This is a genomic window from Yeosuana aromativorans (assembly GCF_014646655.1).
Taxonomy (GTDB): Bacteria; Bacteroidota; Bacteroidia; order Flavobacteriales; family Flavobacteriaceae; genus Yeosuana; species Yeosuana aromativorans.
Genome location: NZ_BMNR01000003.1, coordinates 182,638 through 201,519, shown reverse-complemented (window position 1 = coordinate 201,519; position 18,882 = coordinate 182,638). Strand labels below are relative to the sequence as shown.

Genomic DNA, 18,882 nt, shown 5'->3' with positions numbered 1-18,882 from the left:
CTTGGACTACATAGATGGGCAAACCCCAATTGATGAAGAAGAAAAAGAGGGCTTACTTATAGAAACCATATCCACTAAAGGAGAATTGGATGAGTTCGAACAACTCAATATCGAAGAAGCCTTACAGTGGATATTTGGTAAAAAGTTCAAGCCACAACAAGTATTCACGGAGAAATTTATTTGCGACTTACACAAGCGAATGTATGGCAATGTATGGGCATGGGCTGGTACGTTCAGAAAAACAGAAAAAAACATAGGGGTCAAGAGTTATCTAATCCCAATGCAATTAAAAGAACTTTGTGATGATACGCTGTTTTGGATAGAGAACAATACTTATCCACCAGAAGAAATCGCTATTCGCTTTAAACATAGGTTGGTAAGTATCCATTGTTTCCCTAATGGAAATGGGAGACATAGTAGATTGATGGCAGACATTATTATCGAAAAACTATTTGGCAAAGAACCCTTTTCTTGGGGTGCAGCAAATCTCACTAAAGATAGCGATACACGTAAAGCGTATCTTAAAGCAGTAAAACAAGCTGATAAAAATATATATCGAACCTTAATTGATTTTGCAAAGTCATAATTCACATAAATACCTTAAATTCAATGCAGTAATTACGTCAGCGGAAGAATTTTGACTGTAGGTCTTTTGAGATTACTGCTTTAACAAAAACCTGAAAAAGACCACCGAAGCAACCGTACGAACACGGTTAAGGAAACGAGGATTTTAAATCCTCATTTCTTTTTAATGAAATAAATTTCCTTAAATCTATAACACCCTCATTATCCGTTAATAACTGTTTATATCTTTTTGGTTTCTTTTAATTTCTTTTTCTTACATTAGACAAATATTGACAAGTCAAAATCTCTCTAAAATGGCATTTGGTAATTATATAAGGAAGTTAAGGGAAGAGAAGCAACTATTACTTCGTGAAGTAGCGTCTCAAATGAACATCGATACCGCATTATTAAGTAAAATTGAACGCGGTACACGTAGCGCTCGAAAGGAACAAGTAGAGGATTTGGCAAAGGCTTTAAATCAAAGTGAAAATGAATTAATACAACTTTGGATGGCAGATAAAATTGTTAAAATGATTAAGGATGAATCCAACAGTACGGAAATCCTCAAAAAAGCAGAAGAAGAAATTAAGAACTTAACCAACAAAAACAGTAGCTATTAAATGGCATTATTTCAAACATCAGTATTAAAAACATATTTAGCCCAACAAGATGTTACCATAGTAGAACGCGCCTATAAAAAATACACCAAGTATTTTCATAATGCTACCATTCAGGAGAATATCAAAAACTCTAAAGAAGAACAATACCAGGCAAAGTTTCTGGACGAGTTGTTTGTAAACGTCTTGGATTATACCCTAAATCCGAAACCTGATTTTAATATTACTACCGAGTTTAAAAACCAAAAAGGAGCAGGTAAGGCAGATGGAGCCATTTTAAAGGAAGCAAAAGCCATTGGTGTTATTGAGCTAAAGGGAACCAATACCAAAGATTTAGAAAGCATTCGCAAACAAGCGTTCGATTATAAAGCCAACCAAAAAGGTTGTGTCTATGTCGTTACATCCAATTTTGAGAAATTGCGGTTTTACATAAACGATGCTACCGAGTTTTTAGAGTTCAACCTGTTTCAGTTAGCACCAGAAGAATTTGCTTTAATGTACTTATGCTTGCAAAAAGACAACATTCTTAACCATGTACCGCTAACCATTAAAGAAGCCTCTTTAGTGGAGGAAGACAAGATTACCAAACAGTTTTATAACGATTATTCCATTTTCAAGCGCGAACTCTTTAGAGACCTCGTAAAACGAAATGCCAAACGTCTAAAACAAAATGTCATTGCGAGCGAAGCGCCGCAATCTCATAACGAGGACGATAGTAACGAACTAAAAGCACTCGAAAAAAACGTCAAACTATCACTATTCAAAAAATCACAGAAACTCATAGACCGTTTTCTGTTCATTTTCTTTGCTGAAGATAGAGACCTCTTACCACCAAACTCAACTATCCAAATTCTCGACAAGTGGAAGGCTGATATCGATTTTGGAGACGAACGTCCATTATACGGATTGTTTAAACAATACTTTCACTTTCTCGACCAAGGTAGAAAAGGCACAACCTCAAGAGCCGAAATCTATGCCTACAATGGTGGTTTGTTTAAACCGGATACCATTCTCGATAATTTAGAAATAGATGATGACTTGTTGTATAAACACACCTATAAACTCGCTAAATACGATTTTAGCAGTCAGGTAGATGTCAATATTTTAGGGCACATCTTTGAAAACTCACTTAACGAAATTGAAAGCGTTAATGCCGAAATTGAAGGTGGCGAGTTCGATAAACAAAAAAGCAAACGCAAAAAAGATGGCGTTTTCTACACGCCCAAATACATTACCAAATACATTGTAGAAAATACGGTGGGCAAATTGTGCCAAGAGAAAAAAGAAGCATTGGGCTTTAAAGAAGAAGCCTATTTCGAGATAAAAAAAGGCACACACCAAAACACCAAAAAGCAACTATTAGAGGTTTTAGATAACTACAGAGAGTGGTTACTGCAAATCACTATTTGTGACCCGGCTTGCGGTTCAGGTGCGTTTTTAAACCAAGCATTGGATTTCCTTATTAAAGAACACCGCTACATCGATGAACTAAAAGCTAAAGTATTGGGCGGTGGCTTAATATTAAGCGATATAGAAAACACCATTTTAGAGAACAATATTTATGGAGTTGACCTTAACGAAGAATCGGTGGAAATTGCCAAACTATCCCTTTGGTTGCGTACCGCACAACCACGCCGTAAATTAAGCGATTTAAGCAGCAACATTAAATGTGGCAATTCATTAATTGATAGCAAAACCGTAGCAGGCGATAAAGCTTTTAACTGGCAGGAACAATTTCCTCAAATATTTGCAAATGGTGGCTTTGATGTAGTGATTGGGAATCCGCCTTATGGTGCTAAATTATCTGAATCAGTTAGAGACTATATTACAGTAAACTTTTTCAGTTTTCAATCAAACTTTGACATCTATACTTCATTTATCGAATTAGCAAGTAGAGTTACAAAAGTATCTTCTTATTGCAGCTACATTATTCCTGTATCTTGGCAAACAGGTGATAAATACAATAGTACAAGAAAATTTATTGCCGAAAACTTAAAATTAGAAATTGGTATTAAACTTCCTTATGATGTGTTTAAAGATGCTTATGTTGATACTGGCATCTATGTATTCAATAATGAAAAGTCAGATTCGTATAACTCAAAAGTATTAGAATTTGGGGCACGGGAAAAGTTCGACACCAGTTTGATAGAAGAAAGGAACTTATTAGTACTTCCATCCAAATTTTGGATGGAATTAGATTCCTTAAAAGTTGTTTTAAATCCTTTTTTCTATACTCTTCAGCCGAAAATAGTTAAAGACACAATAGCTCTTGATGATATTAGTGATTCAATAAGAGGTATTTTGCCAAATTCAGATGATGTTAGTGATAATTATATTGAAGGGTATAAAAAGTATTTTATTGGGTATTTGGGAAGGTATCAGATGTCTGAAGAATTTTCTTGGGTGCTTTACAGCGATAATTTAAGAGAAAAGCCTAAAGATTATTCTTATTTCCAAGGAGAAAGAATAATTATCCGCAGATTGATTAATAGACAGTTTAGAATTATGGCTTCGCTTGTAAGTGAAGAGTTTGTCAATAAAAAAGACATTTATAATTTAAAACTAACTGATGATAGATACGAAATACATTACCTATTGGCTTTAATCAATTGTAAGCTGTTTTCGTTTATGAAAACAAAAGGTTCAACGACTGCTTCAAAGGATGATTTTTCTCAATTAACCTTGTCTGACATAAGAACAATTCCAGTAAAGAGCATATCCAAAGAGGAGCAAGAGAGTTTCAAAGAATTTGTAATCTCATTACTCGATTCAAACAAAGAGTTTAATAATTCTACTAATAAGTTTAGTAAGTATTTTGTAATAAGCTTACAGCTTGAAAAACTAACCCGCAAACTCGAAAACTGGCACGAGTTAGACTTTGCAGATTTTATAAAAGAACTCAACAAAGCCATTAAAAAAGCAGGCGGTACACCATTGACCAAAAAAGATGAGTTTGAGTGGTTGGAACTCTTTGAGAACAACAAGAAAAAAGCCCAAGAGCTACAAAACCAAATCACCCATACAGAAAAAGCTATAGATGAAATGGTCTATGAGTTGTATGGTTTAACACAAGAGGAAAGGGATATTGTAGAGAATAGTTAAATGAGCGAGAAGGTTTACATATTTGGGGATGAGTTTGGTACTTCTACATTAAATCAAAATGATGTAAAAAACATTACGCATTTTGTTTATGCTGCGATCGTGGTAAAAGAATCGAATTTAGTCAAGGCAAGAGAAGTACGAGACAAAATAAGTCAGAACTTTTTTTATGGTAACCCTATTAAATCAAATTCAAAAGTTCTAAAGGATGAAAAGAAAAGAATTGAAATTTTAGAGTATTTAATTAAAAATTTAAACTTCATTATTTATCTACTTGTTGTAGATAAGGAAAAGTTATCAAAGGATAGTGGAGGTTTAAGATTTAAAGAAGTCTTCTACAAATATTTTAGAGGGATCTTTGTTTCTCAAATCAATAATAACTTTTCCGAGTTTGAGATTTTTATGGATAATTTGATAAGCGAAAAATATAGTAGCGAACTAAAAAATTATATCAAGCAAAATTATCAAAACAATTTTTTTGAGCAATATCATATTTCAGATGATAAAGAGGAACCCCTCATCCAATTGGCCGATTTAATAGCTGGTTCTTACGGTAGAGTTTTTAATGCTTCATTTATGTCAAACAACAGTGAAGAGATATTGTATACTTTAAAATCAATCACACCTAATATTACTTTCTTCCCTGATAAGGTCGACAATAAAACCTTTATTGTGAATCCTGAAAACCGAATCGATTTAGAAGTTTATGAAATTGTACGTAATGATGCAATTAAAATTTACGATACGGTTGCTGATGATGTTTCAAAAGCAGTACTCGATTATTTACTATGGCATCAAAAAGTGCTTCCATTTAAGTATGCTCAAACATATGGGATTACTAATGCTTTAAAATATTATAATGGTAAAGAGCTCTCAATTGAAAATTTACGCTTAATTGTTAAAGAATTAAGGTTTAAGGGAATAATTATAGTTTCATCATCAAGTACAAGTGGGTATAAGTTAGCTGTAAACAAATCAGATGTTCATACTTATTTTACTCATTATCTTAATTATATACTACCGATGTTAAAAAAGATTGAAATAGCAAATGGTGTTTTTGCCAATAAAACAGTTGGAGACTTTATCCCATTATCAGATATGGAAGAACTAAAAAATTTAGTCGAAACTTTGAGTATTAAGTAAAAAAATAGATTAAATGATTTTATCGAAAATTGTTAAATATGGGAAAGTCAAAAAAGGAAATTAAAGAATGGAAGGAATATCGCAAATCGGTATTAGAGCAAAAAAGCAAAAGCGACGATGACTTTGAAAAGTATATAACCTTTATCGCATCAGGTGCACTTGGCTTAACCATTACGTTTATTGATAAAATAAGTCCTTTGAAAGAGTCCATTGTTATTTGGGTAATAGCATTAGGCTGGGTGTTATTGGCATTTACACTATTTATAAACTTACTATCTCATTTTTTGTCAAGTAAATACAATGAACAAACAATTCAAGATATAGATGATGAAATAGAATATGACAATTTAATAGAAAAAATAGACAGCCGAAATAGGATTATCTCTCGATTGAATTTGTCATCTATAATCCTTTTAGGTTTAGGTATCATTTCAATATTAATTTATACAATCGTTAATGCATATCAATAATGGCTAAACAAAACAATCCAATACCAAAACCAAGTCAAAAACCATCTGAACCTCGACACGGAGGTAATAAAGGGCGTACAACCCCCAAACCACCTGTAAGGCCAAAACAATCACCCTCTAAATAATATAATTATGGCAAAGCAAAACAATACAGGTAAAACAAAAACAGTGAAAATTGATTTAGGAAGAACTACTTCTAAACCGTCTAATTCGCTAAAACCAAAAGATAGTAAGTCAAAAAAATAATGAAAAAGTGTCATTGCGAGGAGCGTAGCGACGTGGCAATCTTTATAATAGAAAACAAAAAATATGGTAAAAAGTAGTAAAATATGGTATAAAGTTTGTACTTTTGCAGTAACAGTACACACCACGCTACCCATTAGAACAGCGTCCCAGGGTGTGTCTTTTGCTTTATATACCTTCCGTTTGTTAAACAATAAAACGCTTTTTTATGTTTAGCAAAAAGGCCACTACGATACAAGAGCAGATTGCCCAACTACAAAAAAGAGGGTTAGAAATTACCAATGTTCCATTAGCGGAAAAGTACTTGGCAAATATAAGTTACTACCGTCTTGGGGAATATTGGTATGTCATGCAAGAAGATAAGGAAAAACATAGTTTTAAACCCAATAGCAGATTTATAGACGTAGTAGCCTTATATAATTTTGATGCAGAATTACGCTTGTTATTATTTGATGTTATTGAAAAAATAGAAATAAGCTTACGCACCAAACTTATTTATCAGTTATCTCACGAAATAGATCCTTGGTGGTTTGCTAACGCAAGTATTTTTATTGATACCTTACAATTTACACGCACACTGGCTAAAATTGAAGAAGAGATTACAAGAGCAAGAAGTAAAGATGTTACTATAAAGAACCACTATAAAAAACACAAAGACGATTTAAGGTTTCCACCATCTTGGAAAAGTTTGGAGCAAGTAAGTTTTGGCAATCTTTCAAAGCTGTATGGTAACTTAATACATACAGTTAAAGCAAAAGATGGAATTGCACAAGAATTTGGAGCAGTAAACCATACCTATTTACCAAGTTGGTTACAATCTATAGCTCAAATTCGCAACTTTTGTGCACATCATTCGCGTTTATGGAATCGGAATTTGCCAAGTACTGTAAAGCTATTACCTAATCCGCCTAATCATTGGATTACAGATGATGCAAATGTCCCAAAACAGCATGAGTTCAGTAAACTCTATGTTCATATGTGTTTAATGAAATATTTACTGGATACTATTCATCCTAACAACCAATTTACAATACGATTAAATGATTTATTTGTTAAATATCCTAATGTAGATCCTTATGCGTTAGGAATGAAGCCTAATTGGGAAAGAGAACCGCTTTGGAAGATTAATTAGATTGAGAAAAGTATTTAATAGGCAGGTTTGTTGGATCAATACTCTAATTTTAAAATTTAATACCCAATCATCTTAAAAAACTCAGATAACTTGATCCCTCTAGCTTCGCAGATTTTGGTTAAGGTTTCAACAGGTATTCTGTAACCTTTTTTGCTTTTTATTTTCCTAACAGTACTTTCATCAATATTATGTTTAATGGCAAAGGAATTTTGGGACTTTCCTTCTTTCAGCCAAGGGAATAACCATTCCTTTGTAATGTAGACACATATTTCAACATTGATGCTAGTCATAATAACAAAGAAAAAGTTTGAGTTATAAAAAATCACGGGTGATAGACCGTAATTTGAAATATTTTATTATATTAGCCATTGAAATATTAATTTTGCGATTCTTCAAATAAAATATTGAAGCATTCGCTTTGAATCTCGCCATTGAAAACTGGTAATTTTTGCAACGAGATGATAAGTAAAGTGCTCACGTCTGACTGGCGTGGGCTCACTTATTGTTGCACGGTATACCAGTACCTCAATGGCAGTAAGCTGAGTTCCATGCCTTTTTTGTATCCTTACATTTAGGCTTTCACTTAGCATTCTTAGCGTTGTTTTTTGTTACGGGGCATTGCAAAAAAGTGGTTTTAAAACTTAAAACAGGATGCAACACAGGGTTTGTACCATAAAACATCACCGATCGTTTCAACATCTTTGCATGTTGAACCATACCGTGTTTGATATCCTGTTCAGTAAAAAGCCCAAGAACCCTATATAATAGGCCCTTTGTTATGGGACGTACGCCAAACCTTGTTTCCGGATGTCCTTTCACCTTGATTCCCATAACTAGTCGTTTTCCATTTAATTGTATCCGGACAAACCCCTATAAAAGCCTAAAACATACATGCTTTCAGAGGCCCTTTTGCCCTAATTGTTTGGGTTAGTCACTTGATGCAGTAAACAGATTGCATAAAATGGGCCCAAAGGGCTGATGAAGGCCATATTAATTGATAAACCAACAAAAACACAATGCCTATGAATAGACACTAACAACAAAAAAACCCCCTATAAACTTTGCAGGTCATGTAGGAGGCTTACGATTAACAAAATATGTTTAATACTAATTCAAAAATATGAAAAATAAACCAATAAATACAGGGAGGACATTACTATATGCTTTGGTAATGGTAGTAATGGCTCCATCTTATGCCCATGTTCACATATCAAACGCTCGTTTTCTCTCAAAGGAACCGTTCTTTCTTGTAGGGCAACAAACCGAGGTGCATGGAACAGTAACCGATACCGATGGGATGCCCTTGGCTGGGGTGACCATCAGGGTGCAAGGAACCCAAAGGGGAACCAGTACCGATTTTAATGGGGCTTATACCATTAATGCCAAGAACAATGATGTACTGGAGTTTTCATTTGTAGGATATAAAACCCAAAGAGTTCCAGTAAACGGGGCTGCCAAGCTCAATGTGGTCATGGAAACCGATGTCACGGCCTTAAATGCCGTAGAAATCAATGCCGGGTATTATTCGGTCAGGGACAAGGAACGCACGGGAAACATTTCAAGGATCACTGCCAAGTCCATTGAAAAACAACCGGTAAATAACCCATTAGGAGCCATGCAGGGGTATCTGCCCGGTGTAAATATCATACAAAAAACCGGAGTCCCGGGAGGTGGCTATGATATACAAATTCGAGGAAAGAATTTTATAAAAGATAGTACAGAGCCCTTATACATTGTGGATGGTGTGCCTTGGGCTTCACAGTCCCTAGGAGTTGCCGAACTTTCCGCCGGCATTAATAATGCCGACATTAGCCCCTTGAATGCCCTTAATCCTACTGATATTGAAAGCATAGAAATTTTGAAGGATGCTGATGCTACTGCTATTTATGGTGCTAGGGGCGCCAATGGCGTTATCCTTATCACCACTAGAAAGGGCAAGGCAGGAATGACCCAGATTAAGGCTAACATAAGCAGTTCACTGGGACAGGTGTCCCATTTTTTGGATTTGATGAATACCCAGCAATATCTGGAATTACGACGGGAAGCAGTAGTCAATGACGGTTACGGCAGTCTTTTGGAAAACCCAGCCTATGATTTTGTTTGGCCGGATATTAAATCCTGGGACCAAAACCGCCATACCGATTGGCAAAAGGAACTGATAGGAGGAACTGCCTATCGTAACAATTTCCAATTGTCGGTATCGGGGGGCAGCTCACAAACCCGATTTTTGGTCGGTGGTGCCTACCAAAAGGAGACCACTGTGTTTCCTGGGGATTCCAATTATAAAAAATACTCCCTACATAGTAATATCAATCATGTATCAGAAAACGGAAGGTTTACTGTTCAGATGACTGCTAACTATACTAAAGAACGTAATCACATGCCCCGCACCGATTTGACGAGAAGCGCATATAGTTTGCCACCCAATGCCCCTGAACTGTACACAGAAGATGGCAGTATTAATTGGGAAAACAATACATGGGAAAACCCATTGGCTGTATTGGATGATGATTATGACGCCAAGATAAACAGCTTAATGACGGGTATTAATATGTCCTTTCTTTTATTGCCGAGTTTAAAGGTCATCACAAATTTAGGATATAACAATTACCAGATTGCTTCAAAGAAATTATTGCTCAATACCTCAAGAAACCCAAGTTATGGATTTACATCTGAAGGATATTCATCAATTACCACCAATGATTCCTCCAGGGATTCCTGGATCGTTGAACCTCAGGTCCAATGGGAAAAGCACTGGGGAAGCATGGATCTTAAGGTGCTGATAGGAACCACGTTTCAAAGCCAAACGACCAATCAGTTGGCTCTTAAGGGCACAGGTTTTCCCAATAATGGTCTTATAAACAATATCGCTGCGGCAAATGATTTGGAAGTAAGGACGTCAAGTGATAGTGAATATAATTATCAGGCATTTTTTGGAAGGGTGAACCTTAAGATTAAGGATAAATATATCATAAATCTAACAGGAAGAAGGGATGGCTCATCAAGGTTTGGTCCAGGGCGACAGTATGGTAATTTTGGAGCCATTGGAATGGCATGGTTGTTTTCTGAGGAACATTTTTTGGCATCTGGTAAGGTGTTGAGCTATGGAAAGCTTAGGGGGAGCTATGGAACCACTGGTAGTGATAATATTGGGGATTATCAGTTTTTAAGTTCCTATAATGTAACAGGTAATGAATATAACGGCACCTTGGTACTGGATCCCTCTGGAATCTCCAATCCACTTTTTGGTTGGGAAGTCAATACAAAATTGGAGTTGGCTTTGGAGCTTGGATTTTTTAAGGATCGTATTTTAATAAATACGGCTTGGTATCAAAATCGCTCCTCCAATCAATTAGTTGGTATTCCCTTAGCGGCAACGACGGGTTTTAACAGTTTAACGGGCAATCTGGATGCCACGGTCCAAAATAGTGGATGGGAAATAGAATTAAATTCAAGGAATATTCAAAACGAAAACTTTCAATGGACAACCTCATTTAATGTATCAGTACCTAAAAACAAGTTGTTGAAGTTTCCTGGTATAGAGAATTCTACATTCGCATCCACTTATGTTGTTGGACAGCCCATTACAATTAGGAAAGTTTATCATGCCACTGGGGTCGATCCTGATACTGGCAGGTATCAATTTGAGGATTATAACAATGATGGAATAATCAGTAGTTTGGAAGATCGTCAATGGATTGAGGATTTAGCTCCTAAATTTTATGGAGGATTGGGAAATACGTTTACTTATAAAAATCTGTCCCTGGAAGTCTTTTTTCAATTTAAGAAACAAAAGGCCTATAATAATTTTAGTCAGCAAGCCGCGCCCGGGCTCATGAAAAATACCTCTGTAGACTATTTGGATAGATGGCAGGAACTAGGGGATGAATCATCCTTAATGATAGCTACTTCAGGGTTTAATTATAGTTTGGTTCCCAGTCGTGATCAATATAGAAATAGCGATAAAGCGATATCCGATGCCTCATTTATCCGGCTTCGCAATGTCACTTTAAACTATAACATACCAAATAGGGGTAACGAGAAATTGGCTGTCAATGTTTATCTGCAAGGTCAAAATTTATGGACTTTAACTGGTTATGATGGTCCCGATCCAGAGCACCATTCTCATATCATTTTGCCACCTCTCAGACAAATTTCTCTAGGAGCCCAGTTTAATTTTTAATAATAAGATCATGAAATATAATAAATTAAAACCAATATACAAATCGATTATAAACCTCAAAGCCTTCTTTTTAAAGAAAGGCTATGTTTTGGCTATTATGCTTATGGTACTACTTTCCTGTTCGGACTTTATAGAGGTCGATCCTCCAAAGAATATTCTTGTGTCAGAGACAGTTTTTGATGATTCGGCAACTGTGGAGTCTGCATTGGCAAGTGTTTATTACAACCTGAGGGAATATGGGATAGTGGGTTACGGTCTAAGTGCCGACATGGGGATTTATGCCGATGAATTGGATTATTATGCCTCGAATTCCCATGACCTGTCTGTTTATCTGCATAGCATGACTCCAATCAACAGTAAAGTTGCCAATTATTGGAAAAACGCTTATAAGCTGATTTATGCGGTCAATGATATTATCAAGGGTGTTGATGATTCAAAAGCTTTAGGAGCGGATGAAAAAGCAACATTCAAAGGTCAGGCGCTCTTCATGCGTGCTTATCTTCATTTTGTTTTGGCAAACATTTATGGAGATGTCCCATTGGTGACAACAACGGATTATCAAACAAACAATACGATAGGGCGTACGGCTGCCAATGAAGTCTATGATGCTATTATCGCCGACTTGACACTTGCGGTAAGTCTATTGGATTCTTCAGATCCAACGGGAGAACGGGTCATACCGAACAAAGCGGCAGGGAACGCCTTGCTGGCAAGGGTGTATCTGTACACCGAAAATTGGGAAATGGCAGAAGCAACAGCGTCATTGCTCATTGATGGATTTGAACTGGAAACAGACTTGAGCAAGGTATTTTTAAAGGAATCAACGGAGACCATTTGGCAATTCAAGTCTGATCCCGCTGATACAAGAAATACCCACGAAGCCAACCAGTTTATTATACAAGCCATTCCCGGAAATCGTTATTCATTGAGTAATGCCCTATTGAACAGTTTTGAAGAGGGGGATTTGAGATATGATGATTGGATTGGCAGTTTTACAAGTGCGGATGGATTGACGACCCTGTATTTTCCCTATAAATACAAGGCTTTGTTGAGCGAGGTGGAGTCCTTGGAATATACCATAGTATTTAGACTGGCAGAACAATATTTGATCAGGGCCGAAGCAAGGGCCCAACAGGGCGATATGGCCGGTGCACAAGAGGATCTGAACAGAATCAGAAGCCGGGCAGGGCTTGATGATACACCAGCTACATCAAAGGCATCTTTATTGGATGCCATACTTCATGAACGGTTTGTTGAATTGTTTACTGAGCAAGGTCACAGGTGGTTCGATTTAAAAAGATCCGGAAAGGCAGGTGAGATACTGGGATCAGTAAAACCGAACTGGAAGTCCACAGACGTATTTTGGCCCATACCAGAATCAGAGTTGGAGATCAATCCCAATCTGTTGCCTCAGAACAAAGGGTATTAACTTATTGGATGCTGATTTTATGAGAACTCATTTGTTAATTTTTGTATTGGCATGTCCTTTTATGATCTTTGGAATTAATGTTGAGAAAGAATCTGGACAAACTTTAAGAACTAAAGTGCAAGGTCATATTGCCAAGAATGATTTTATTGAAGCCAAACTTGTAGATGGTGAACTTTACCTGGGGATACCCAAAGCACTGTTACGTCAACCGATGGTACTTGTCAACCTAGGAGAAAGTGCCAGGTTGGAAAATAAATATGTGCTTTGGGCCCAGCATGGGGACCGATTGTACTTAGAGACACCGGGCGTCATAGAATCGACGGCTGGGGTCATGATTCCCATGGGATCCAAAATGTCATTACATGATACCATATGCGGGCCCTTTAAGATTATAGAAGCAAAGAGCGATGCGACCACGCTTTGGGTCAACGCCAGTGATCTGTTCTTGAACAAACGTGTAATGGGGTGGAAGGTAGATGAGGGCCACAGTACATCGAAAACCCTATCTTATATAAAAGGTTTCAGTTTCTTTGAAAATGAACTGGTTGTTAAGGTGTTCCAAGTGAATTCAGGCAAGCAACATACTTGGATGGAAGAGGTGGACTATAGCCTGTATTTATTGCCCAAGCCCATGAAATCAAGGCCATTTGACCATCGTATGGGGTTTTTCAGTGCGGATAATATGAGTTTCAATACCATTAATTACAGGGCAGAAACACCCAAAGCAAACATTTTAAGATGGCGTTTGGAGAAAAAATACAAGGATCGTTCAATTAGTGACCCCGTCAAACCAATAACGTTCATACTTCCAAATAGTATTCCAAAGAAATGGAGACCGTATGTAAAAGCAGGTATCTTGGAATGGTTGCCTGCATTTGAAGCGGCCGGTTTTAAAAATGCTCTCGAGGTAAAAGAAGCAGCATCCAATGGTTCCGATATGCATTTTAATAGTGTTCATCATAATTTGGTGGCATGGGGTAACAAGCGCAAGGTCAGAGGATTTGAAAATAAATGGGGGTCTTCAGTCTTTACGGTAACAGACCTTAGAACAGGTGAGATTTTAAGCGCTACCATTTCAATTGGTTCATCATACCAAAGCATGATGGATAAATACATCATAAGGTGCGCCCCTTTGGATTCCAGGGCCCAGCAATATCCATTACCGGATGACCTTATGGGAGCACTGATTCAATCTTTGGTCGCCCATGAGGCCGGTCATGCCTTTGGTTTGAGGGATGCCCATTATGGGGAATATGCTTACCCATTTGAAAGGATGAGGGATAAGCAGTGGTTGCAAGACATGGGGCATACACCAAGTATCATGAACTATGCAAGGCATAATTACATTGCCCAGCCTGAGGATAGTATCTCGCCCTCACTTTTGATACAAAAGGTTGGACCAACAGATCTTTACAATATCAGATGGGCGTATACACCTTTTGACCAGCTGTCACCCAAAAAAGAAAAAGCTGCCTTGGAGAACATGGTTCGAGAACAGGATGCCATTCCTTGGTATCGATACAATATCGGGAAAGGAGAACTTGTCGGGCCAGGAGCGACCATTGATGTCGTAGAGAGTGACGACCCCATAGCGAGTACAAAGATTGGTTTAAAAAATATGGAACGGCTGATGGAATTGCTCCCAAAAATAAACAAAAACCAAAAGGACGATGTTTTAATGGAGCGTCTGTATGAAAAGGCACTGGATTTGTGGTTCAAGCAAATGCGCCAGGTATTATCGTTGGTTGGGGGCTATACCATCTATTATCGATCGGGAGGACAGGAAAGGAATGTCTATACACCAATAGACAAGGAGGTCCAGAAAGATGCTTTGGATTTTTTTTCTCTGAATGCTTTTGATGTCCCCGATTGGTTGGTATGTCCGAAATGGAGGTCTGGAATACATTATTCTACGTTTCCGGACAAGCCAATGGATTTTCAAATGCGGTTATTGATGGAGGCAATAGGGCAAAGACGTTTAAAGCGGTTGGAGTACTTAGAGGAACATTATAAAGGTTTTAAGGGCGTCACTTCAGAATTTTTGAAACGATTCCAAAACAGCCTATTCAAGGAATTGGAAAATGATCCAATACAAATTAAAGATAGAAGGCAAGAGCTTCAACAGTTATATGTAGAAGCTTTATTAGGAGGTATTCAACAAGATGTAGGACAATTAAATGCAACCGGAAATATAAACTATAGCGGCCATTCCAAAAGCCTTTTTATGGTCAATTTATTGAATTTGAAATCATTGATACATAAATCCTTGGGTAAAAAGATGGATCTGGATTCCTATGGCCACCTGAAATTGATTTTAAAGAAATTAAACGAAATGGAATAATTTCCAAATAAACCTATAATAAAGGAAAAGGTGTCTTTAGTGACACCTTTTCTTTTAACCAAGGTTATTTTTAGGGTACCCTTTCAAACTTTGGTATGGTAAGGTTGACGTCGTCATAAACCTGAAATCCATTGTAAAAACAAGGGTTTTCTCCCGTTGTTGGACAATCTGTACCTCCAGGAATTTCCTGGACACCGGGAATCAATGGGTCATCATAATAGTCTGAATCAAATCCAGCCTTTTCTTCATTGGCAAATGCCAATCCAATGGCCAAAACAATTGCCAACATGGGCAATACTGATTTTAAAACTTTAGTTTTCATGTGTTTTGTGTTTAAAATTACTCCTACTCTGTTAAAGGTTTTCGGTTCCCCTCGGTCAACTGTACAATTGAAGTTTTTTATGTGTTTTGCATGTTATGGTGATTTTTGTTTTGGCGGTGTTACCATAATGCCAATAACGGCAAGACCCCAAAAAACGATATTCAAGACCAAATGTTCCTGCCATCCCAGCGATTCCAAAATGCCCCCGCATGAGCAGGGTACATGATCACTAAAGTTTAGGATCCCGATAATGTACATGGTAAAAAAGCTCATCAGCCCCAAGGAGCCATATAGAGCGGCCAACCGGTATCTGGGAATTGCCAGCATCAATGCCAGGAGCAGTTCCACAAAAGGGATCACCCAAGCGATCCATCCGGCATAAACAGTTAACAAGGGTGATAGCCCAATTTGGATCTTGAACCGGTCAAAATCCATCAGTTTACTGGTTGCGGCATAGGAAAACAAAAAGATGAACAGGAAACAGATGATCTCTATTAAAGATCTATGGTATTGGCGTAGTTTCATTGAAAGTCAAATTTTGTTACGCCGGAGGGAATTTATTAGGGTAAAATTACAGGCAGTTTTTCAAATGCTGTTAGACTATCTGGATACATTTTGTATACATGTTGTATATCGGTACATCAAAATGAATGTATACTTTTATGGGTTTCACTTTTTTGGACCCTTATATAAAACCTTTTTTCCTGGCTTTTTCAAGTAAGGCCAAGCTCTCACCACTTTCTACATTAAAGATTTCCCTCAAGTGTTGCTTTCTTTTGGCGATGGCCGCCCGTGATAAGGATAATAGGTCTGCAATCTCTTGGAGATTGGCGCCTTTTGATAAGTAGTAAAGGAGTTTTCGGTCCGTTTGGTCCAAGATGAAATCATTGCTGAGAAATTGTCGCATGGACTGGACCACGGTCTTGCTGTAATAGGGAGGGTCGTTGACCAGTCTCCAAATGGCCTGCTGCAGTTCTTCAGGGGTCAGATCGTTCTTGATCAAAAAGCCATCGGGACTGACCTGTTCGATGACACTATGGATCCTATAATGGTCATTAAAAGTGGTCACCATCACCAATTTAGTATATGGAAACCGATTACGGATCTGGACCCCCAAGTCCTCACCTGAATAGAGCCCCTCCTGCTCCAAGGTGGGCATCTGCACATCCAGAAAAACCAGGTCATAAGCCTTTTTGTCCAGGGCGTTCAAGGCCGTCATAAAGTCATGGGCGGTGTCGATCTCAAAGGAGAGGGGCCGTTGTTGTTCCAAAACTGAAAAGGCGGATTCATAGGCACTGGTGATCAAGGGGTGGTCATCCACCAACAGGATGTGATATTTGATTTCTTTCATGGTCTGTTTATTATCAAGGGAATGCTGATGGTTATCTTGGTTCCTTGGCCATGTCTGGACTCCAGTTCAAAGGTGCCGTTCATTTTTTTGACCCTTGACTTAATGTTCTTTAGCCCGATGCCAGCAGGTCGCTTTGTTTTGAGCCCAATACCGTCGTCGGCCATTTTAAGGATCAGTTGCTCTTCATGCCAGATGAACTTGAGTGAAAAGTTGGAGGCCTGGGCATGTTTGATACAGTTTTGCAAACCTTCCTCTATGATGTGGTAAAGATGGACCTTGATCAAGTTGTCAATTTGTTCCCAAGGAATGTTCCCATCGTGGACAAAGGTATAATTGAACTTACCTAACTTGCTTCTTTTTTGCAGGAGCCCCTCAACGATGAAAATAAAGTCCATGGGGTACTCAATCATTTTGTTCTTGAGGTCATGGGACAGTTCCCTGATTTTCTTTTCGATCTGCTGCAGTTCCTGAAGATTGGAACGATGCTTTTGGAGCTCTTTTGTCTGGCCATAAAGATCCAGATAGGCCCATCCCATACGAAGGGCAAAAAGGTCGCTAAGGATACTGTCGTGCAGATCTTCCGAGATGCGTATTCGTTCCTGGTTGCGCCCTTGTTGCAATTTTTCCTGCTCTTGGAGGGTCAGGCGATAGATTTTCTCATTGGCCTGTTGTTGTTCGTATTCAAGTTTCAATAGCTTGTTTCTTGAGTTTTGCCTATGTATGCCAAATAACAATATAACTAGGAGGACCGAGACCATTCCCCCGGCTACGATCCAGTTCATCTCCGATGACAGTTGTTCGTTCCTTTCAATATATCGGTCCGTTTCATATTGGATGCGTGTGAATTTATTGCGCGTTTTACGTTCCTTTAGGGCCACACGTTTGTTAAGGGCGATATAGTTCTGTAAATATTGATCCTTGTTTTTTGGATCGAGTCTGGCCAACAGTTCCAAGGCCAGAAGGATGTCCCGATTGTTCTGGATGTTATGTGCCAGTTGATAGGAGGTCCTTGCCTGGTAAAAGGCTCTGGCCGTATCATTGGCCTTGGCATAAAATTCTGATAGATGGAAGCGACTCATGATGACCCCAGGGATTGTTCCCATACTGTCCCTAATGTGGAGGGCCTCCATGAATTCTTGGGGAAGATTTGTGGTTTCATTGTTTTTCAACTTACTGAATGCCCGGTTGTCTAGGAGCCTTGCATAAAGAAAGAGGTCATTTTTCTTTAGGTCTTTGGTGTCCAAGGCCTTATTGAAATAGGATATGGCCGTTTGATGATTGCCCTGTTTTTGGTATATAAGACCGATATTGTTATAACTATCCTGAAGAAATGGAAATTTGAAATCCAAATGTTTTAGATGCTTTAGTGCCTCCTTATGATAGTTGATGGATTTTTGGTATTCTTCCAGTTCCTCATAGACAACACCCAATAAATTGTAACATTGGTACAATTGTTTGTGCTTTTCCATGGGTTCCAGGGTTTCGATGGCCTGGAAAAGAAAGACTTCAGCGCCCGTATAGTCCCTTAGTCTGCCCAATATATAGGCCATGTTATAGCGCATTCGGGCAGCAAAAAAATGGTTTCCTGCCCTTTCAAACAGTTGTTTTGCTTTTTGGTAATGGTAGTAGGAGCTGTCAAGATTGTTGTCAGTTAAATAGTAAGCCCCATAGTTCCAATGTATATCCGCTTGTTTTTGAATGTCTCCCAAGTTTTTTGCCAGGGTCATGGCCTTTCCGCTGGATTTAAAAAAGAGCACTGAATCTTGGGTGATGTAGGAATGATAAGAAATGTCATTTAGATAGGATAAGGACAAACTGTCCTTTTGGGGGATTTTAACCAATTGAAAGGCTCTGTAAAGCATTGATCTTTTTTGGTTCCTGTTCAGAGTCGTGTCACTTTTGACCTTAGATAGGAGCACGGCAATACTATCCTCTATGCGACTTGTGTTTTTTTTAATGGTTTTGGGTCGATCCATACATGTTCCGAA

15 protein-coding genes are annotated in these 18,882 nt (G+C 38.0%); 9 read left to right on the top strand and 6 right to left on the bottom strand.

Going from position 1 to position 18,882, the window contains the following annotated elements; genetic code table 11:
• The first annotated feature begins 1 nt into the window (after window position 1).
• The 6 genes from IEW94_RS07785 (at window position 2) to IEW94_RS07760 (ending at window position 7,268) form a co-directional block, all read left to right on the top strand.
• Window positions 2-586 carry a mobile mystery protein B gene (locus IEW94_RS07785; RefSeq protein WP_308423689.1) on the top strand — a complete coding sequence of 195 codons (585 nt, stop codon included), beginning with the start codon at window positions 2-4 and terminating at the stop codon, window positions 584-586.
• Between the two features lie 292 nt (window positions 587-878).
• A complete protein-coding gene (locus IEW94_RS07780) occupies window positions 879-1,184 on the top strand; it encodes a helix-turn-helix domain-containing protein (protein WP_188651719.1) in 306 nt (101 codons plus the stop codon).
• Window positions 1,185-4,283, top strand: coding sequence for an Eco57I restriction-modification methylase domain-containing protein (locus tag IEW94_RS07775; protein ID WP_188651717.1), 3,099 nt, complete (start codon window positions 1,185-1,187; stop codon window positions 4,281-4,283).
• On the top strand, window positions 4,284-5,423 hold the full coding sequence (locus IEW94_RS07770) for a DUF3800 domain-containing protein (protein WP_188651715.1): 1,140 nt from the start codon (window positions 4,284-4,286) through the stop codon (window positions 5,421-5,423). It abuts the gene before it with no gap.
• Between the two features lie 38 nt (window positions 5,424-5,461).
• Window positions 5,462-5,893, top strand: coding sequence for a hypothetical protein (locus tag IEW94_RS07765; RefSeq protein ID WP_188651713.1), 432 nt, complete (start codon window positions 5,462-5,464; stop codon window positions 5,891-5,893).
• A 451-nt stretch (window positions 5,894-6,344) separates the two neighbouring features.
• The gene (locus tag IEW94_RS07760) at window positions 6,345-7,268 is read left to right on the top strand and encodes an Abi family protein (RefSeq protein ID WP_188651711.1); all 924 of its coding nucleotides are present in this window, start codon (window positions 6,345-6,347) and stop codon (window positions 7,266-7,268) included.
• A gap of 56 nt (window positions 7,269-7,324) precedes the next feature.
• Here IEW94_RS07760 and IEW94_RS07755 read toward each other — a convergent pair whose 3' ends face one another.
• Both IEW94_RS07755 and IEW94_RS07750 read right to left on the bottom strand, forming a co-directional pair.
• A complete protein-coding gene (locus IEW94_RS07755) occupies window positions 7,325-7,558 on the bottom strand; it encodes a helix-turn-helix domain-containing protein (protein ID WP_188651709.1) in 234 nt (77 codons plus the stop codon).
• Between the two features lie 289 nt (window positions 7,559-7,847).
• Entirely contained in the window at window positions 7,848-8,099 is a 252-nt protein-coding gene (locus IEW94_RS07750) for a hypothetical protein (protein WP_188651708.1), read from the bottom strand.
• A 289-nt stretch (window positions 8,100-8,388) separates the two neighbouring features.
• Here IEW94_RS07750 and IEW94_RS07745 point away from each other — a divergent pair, with 289 nt between their 5' ends.
• The 3 genes from IEW94_RS07745 to IEW94_RS07735 are packed head-to-tail and all read left to right on the top strand — an operon-like array spanning window position 8,389 to window position 15,221.
• Entirely contained in the window at window positions 8,389-11,451 is a 3,063-nt protein-coding gene (locus IEW94_RS07745; protein ID WP_229669484.1) for a SusC/RagA family TonB-linked outer membrane protein, read from the top strand.
• Window positions 11,452-11,461: 10 nt separating this feature from the next.
• Window positions 11,462-12,880 (top strand): RagB/SusD family nutrient uptake outer membrane protein, encoded by a 1,419-nt coding sequence (locus IEW94_RS07740; protein ID WP_229669483.1) that lies wholly within the window; start codon window positions 11,462-11,464, stop codon window positions 12,878-12,880.
• A gap of 19 nt (window positions 12,881-12,899) precedes the next feature.
• Complete coding sequence (locus tag IEW94_RS07735; protein WP_188651706.1) at window positions 12,900-15,221, top strand: zinc-dependent metalloprotease; 2,322 nt, start codon at window positions 12,900-12,902, stop codon at window positions 15,219-15,221.
• Window positions 15,222-15,291: 70 nt separating this feature from the next.
• Here the strand turns inward: IEW94_RS07735 and IEW94_RS07730 are convergent, their stop codons facing one another.
• From IEW94_RS07730 to IEW94_RS07715, 4 genes are all read right to left on the bottom strand, one after another.
• Window positions 15,292-15,543 (bottom strand): DUF6520 family protein, encoded by a 252-nt coding sequence (locus IEW94_RS07730; protein ID WP_188651704.1) that lies wholly within the window; start codon window positions 15,541-15,543, stop codon window positions 15,292-15,294.
• A 93-nt stretch (window positions 15,544-15,636) separates the two neighbouring features.
• Window positions 15,637-16,068 (bottom strand): MauE/DoxX family redox-associated membrane protein, encoded by a 432-nt coding sequence (locus IEW94_RS07725; protein WP_188651702.1) that lies wholly within the window; start codon window positions 16,066-16,068, stop codon window positions 15,637-15,639.
• A gap of 160 nt (window positions 16,069-16,228) precedes the next feature.
• Window positions 16,229-16,894 (bottom strand): response regulator transcription factor, encoded by a 666-nt coding sequence (locus IEW94_RS07720; RefSeq protein WP_188651700.1) that lies wholly within the window; start codon window positions 16,892-16,894, stop codon window positions 16,229-16,231.
• Window positions 16,891-18,870, bottom strand: a complete 1,980-nt coding sequence (locus IEW94_RS07715; RefSeq protein ID WP_188651698.1) for a tetratricopeptide repeat-containing sensor histidine kinase — start codon at window positions 18,868-18,870, stop codon at window positions 16,891-16,893. Before IEW94_RS07715 ends, IEW94_RS07720 begins: the two co-directional genes overlap by 4 nt.
• Window positions 18,871-18,882 lie beyond the last annotated feature (12 nt).

Bases quoted from the DNA above. Each gene is read 5' to 3' on its own strand.
- IEW94_RS07765 (WP_188651713.1), top strand. From the start codon at position 5,462: ATGGGAAAGTCAAAAAAGGAAATTAAAGAATGGAAGGAATATCGCAAA.
- IEW94_RS07740 (WP_229669483.1), top strand. From the start codon at position 11,462: ATGAAATATAATAAATTAAAACCAATATACAAATCGATTATAAACCTC.
- IEW94_RS07725 (WP_188651702.1), bottom strand. From the start codon at position 16,068: ATGAAACTACGCCAATACCATAGATCTTTAATAGAGATCATCTGTTTC.
- IEW94_RS07735 (WP_188651706.1), top strand. From the start codon at position 12,900: ATGAGAACTCATTTGTTAATTTTTGTATTGGCATGTCCTTTTATGATC.
- IEW94_RS07775 (WP_188651717.1), top strand. From the start codon at position 1,185: ATGGCATTATTTCAAACATCAGTATTAAAAACATATTTAGCCCAACAA.
- IEW94_RS07730 (WP_188651704.1), bottom strand. From the start codon at position 15,543: ATGAAAACTAAAGTTTTAAAATCAGTATTGCCCATGTTGGCAATTGTT.
- IEW94_RS07780 (WP_188651719.1), top strand. From the start codon at position 879: ATGGCATTTGGTAATTATATAAGGAAGTTAAGGGAAGAGAAGCAACTA.
- IEW94_RS07750 (WP_188651708.1), bottom strand. From the start codon at position 8,099: ATGGGAATCAAGGTGAAAGGACATCCGGAAACAAGGTTTGGCGTACGT.
- IEW94_RS07715 (WP_188651698.1), bottom strand. From the start codon at position 18,870: ATGGATCGACCCAAAACCATTAAAAAAAACACAAGTCGCATAGAGGAT.
- IEW94_RS07745 (WP_229669484.1), top strand. From the start codon at position 8,389: ATGAAAAATAAACCAATAAATACAGGGAGGACATTACTATATGCTTTG.
- IEW94_RS07770 (WP_188651715.1), top strand. From the start codon at position 4,284: ATGAGCGAGAAGGTTTACATATTTGGGGATGAGTTTGGTACTTCTACA.
- IEW94_RS07755 (WP_188651709.1), bottom strand. From the start codon at position 7,558: ATGACTAGCATCAATGTTGAAATATGTGTCTACATTACAAAGGAATGG.
- IEW94_RS07720 (WP_188651700.1), bottom strand. From the start codon at position 16,894: ATGAAAGAAATCAAATATCACATCCTGTTGGTGGATGACCACCCCTTG.
- IEW94_RS07760 (WP_188651711.1), top strand. From the start codon at position 6,345: ATGTTTAGCAAAAAGGCCACTACGATACAAGAGCAGATTGCCCAACTA.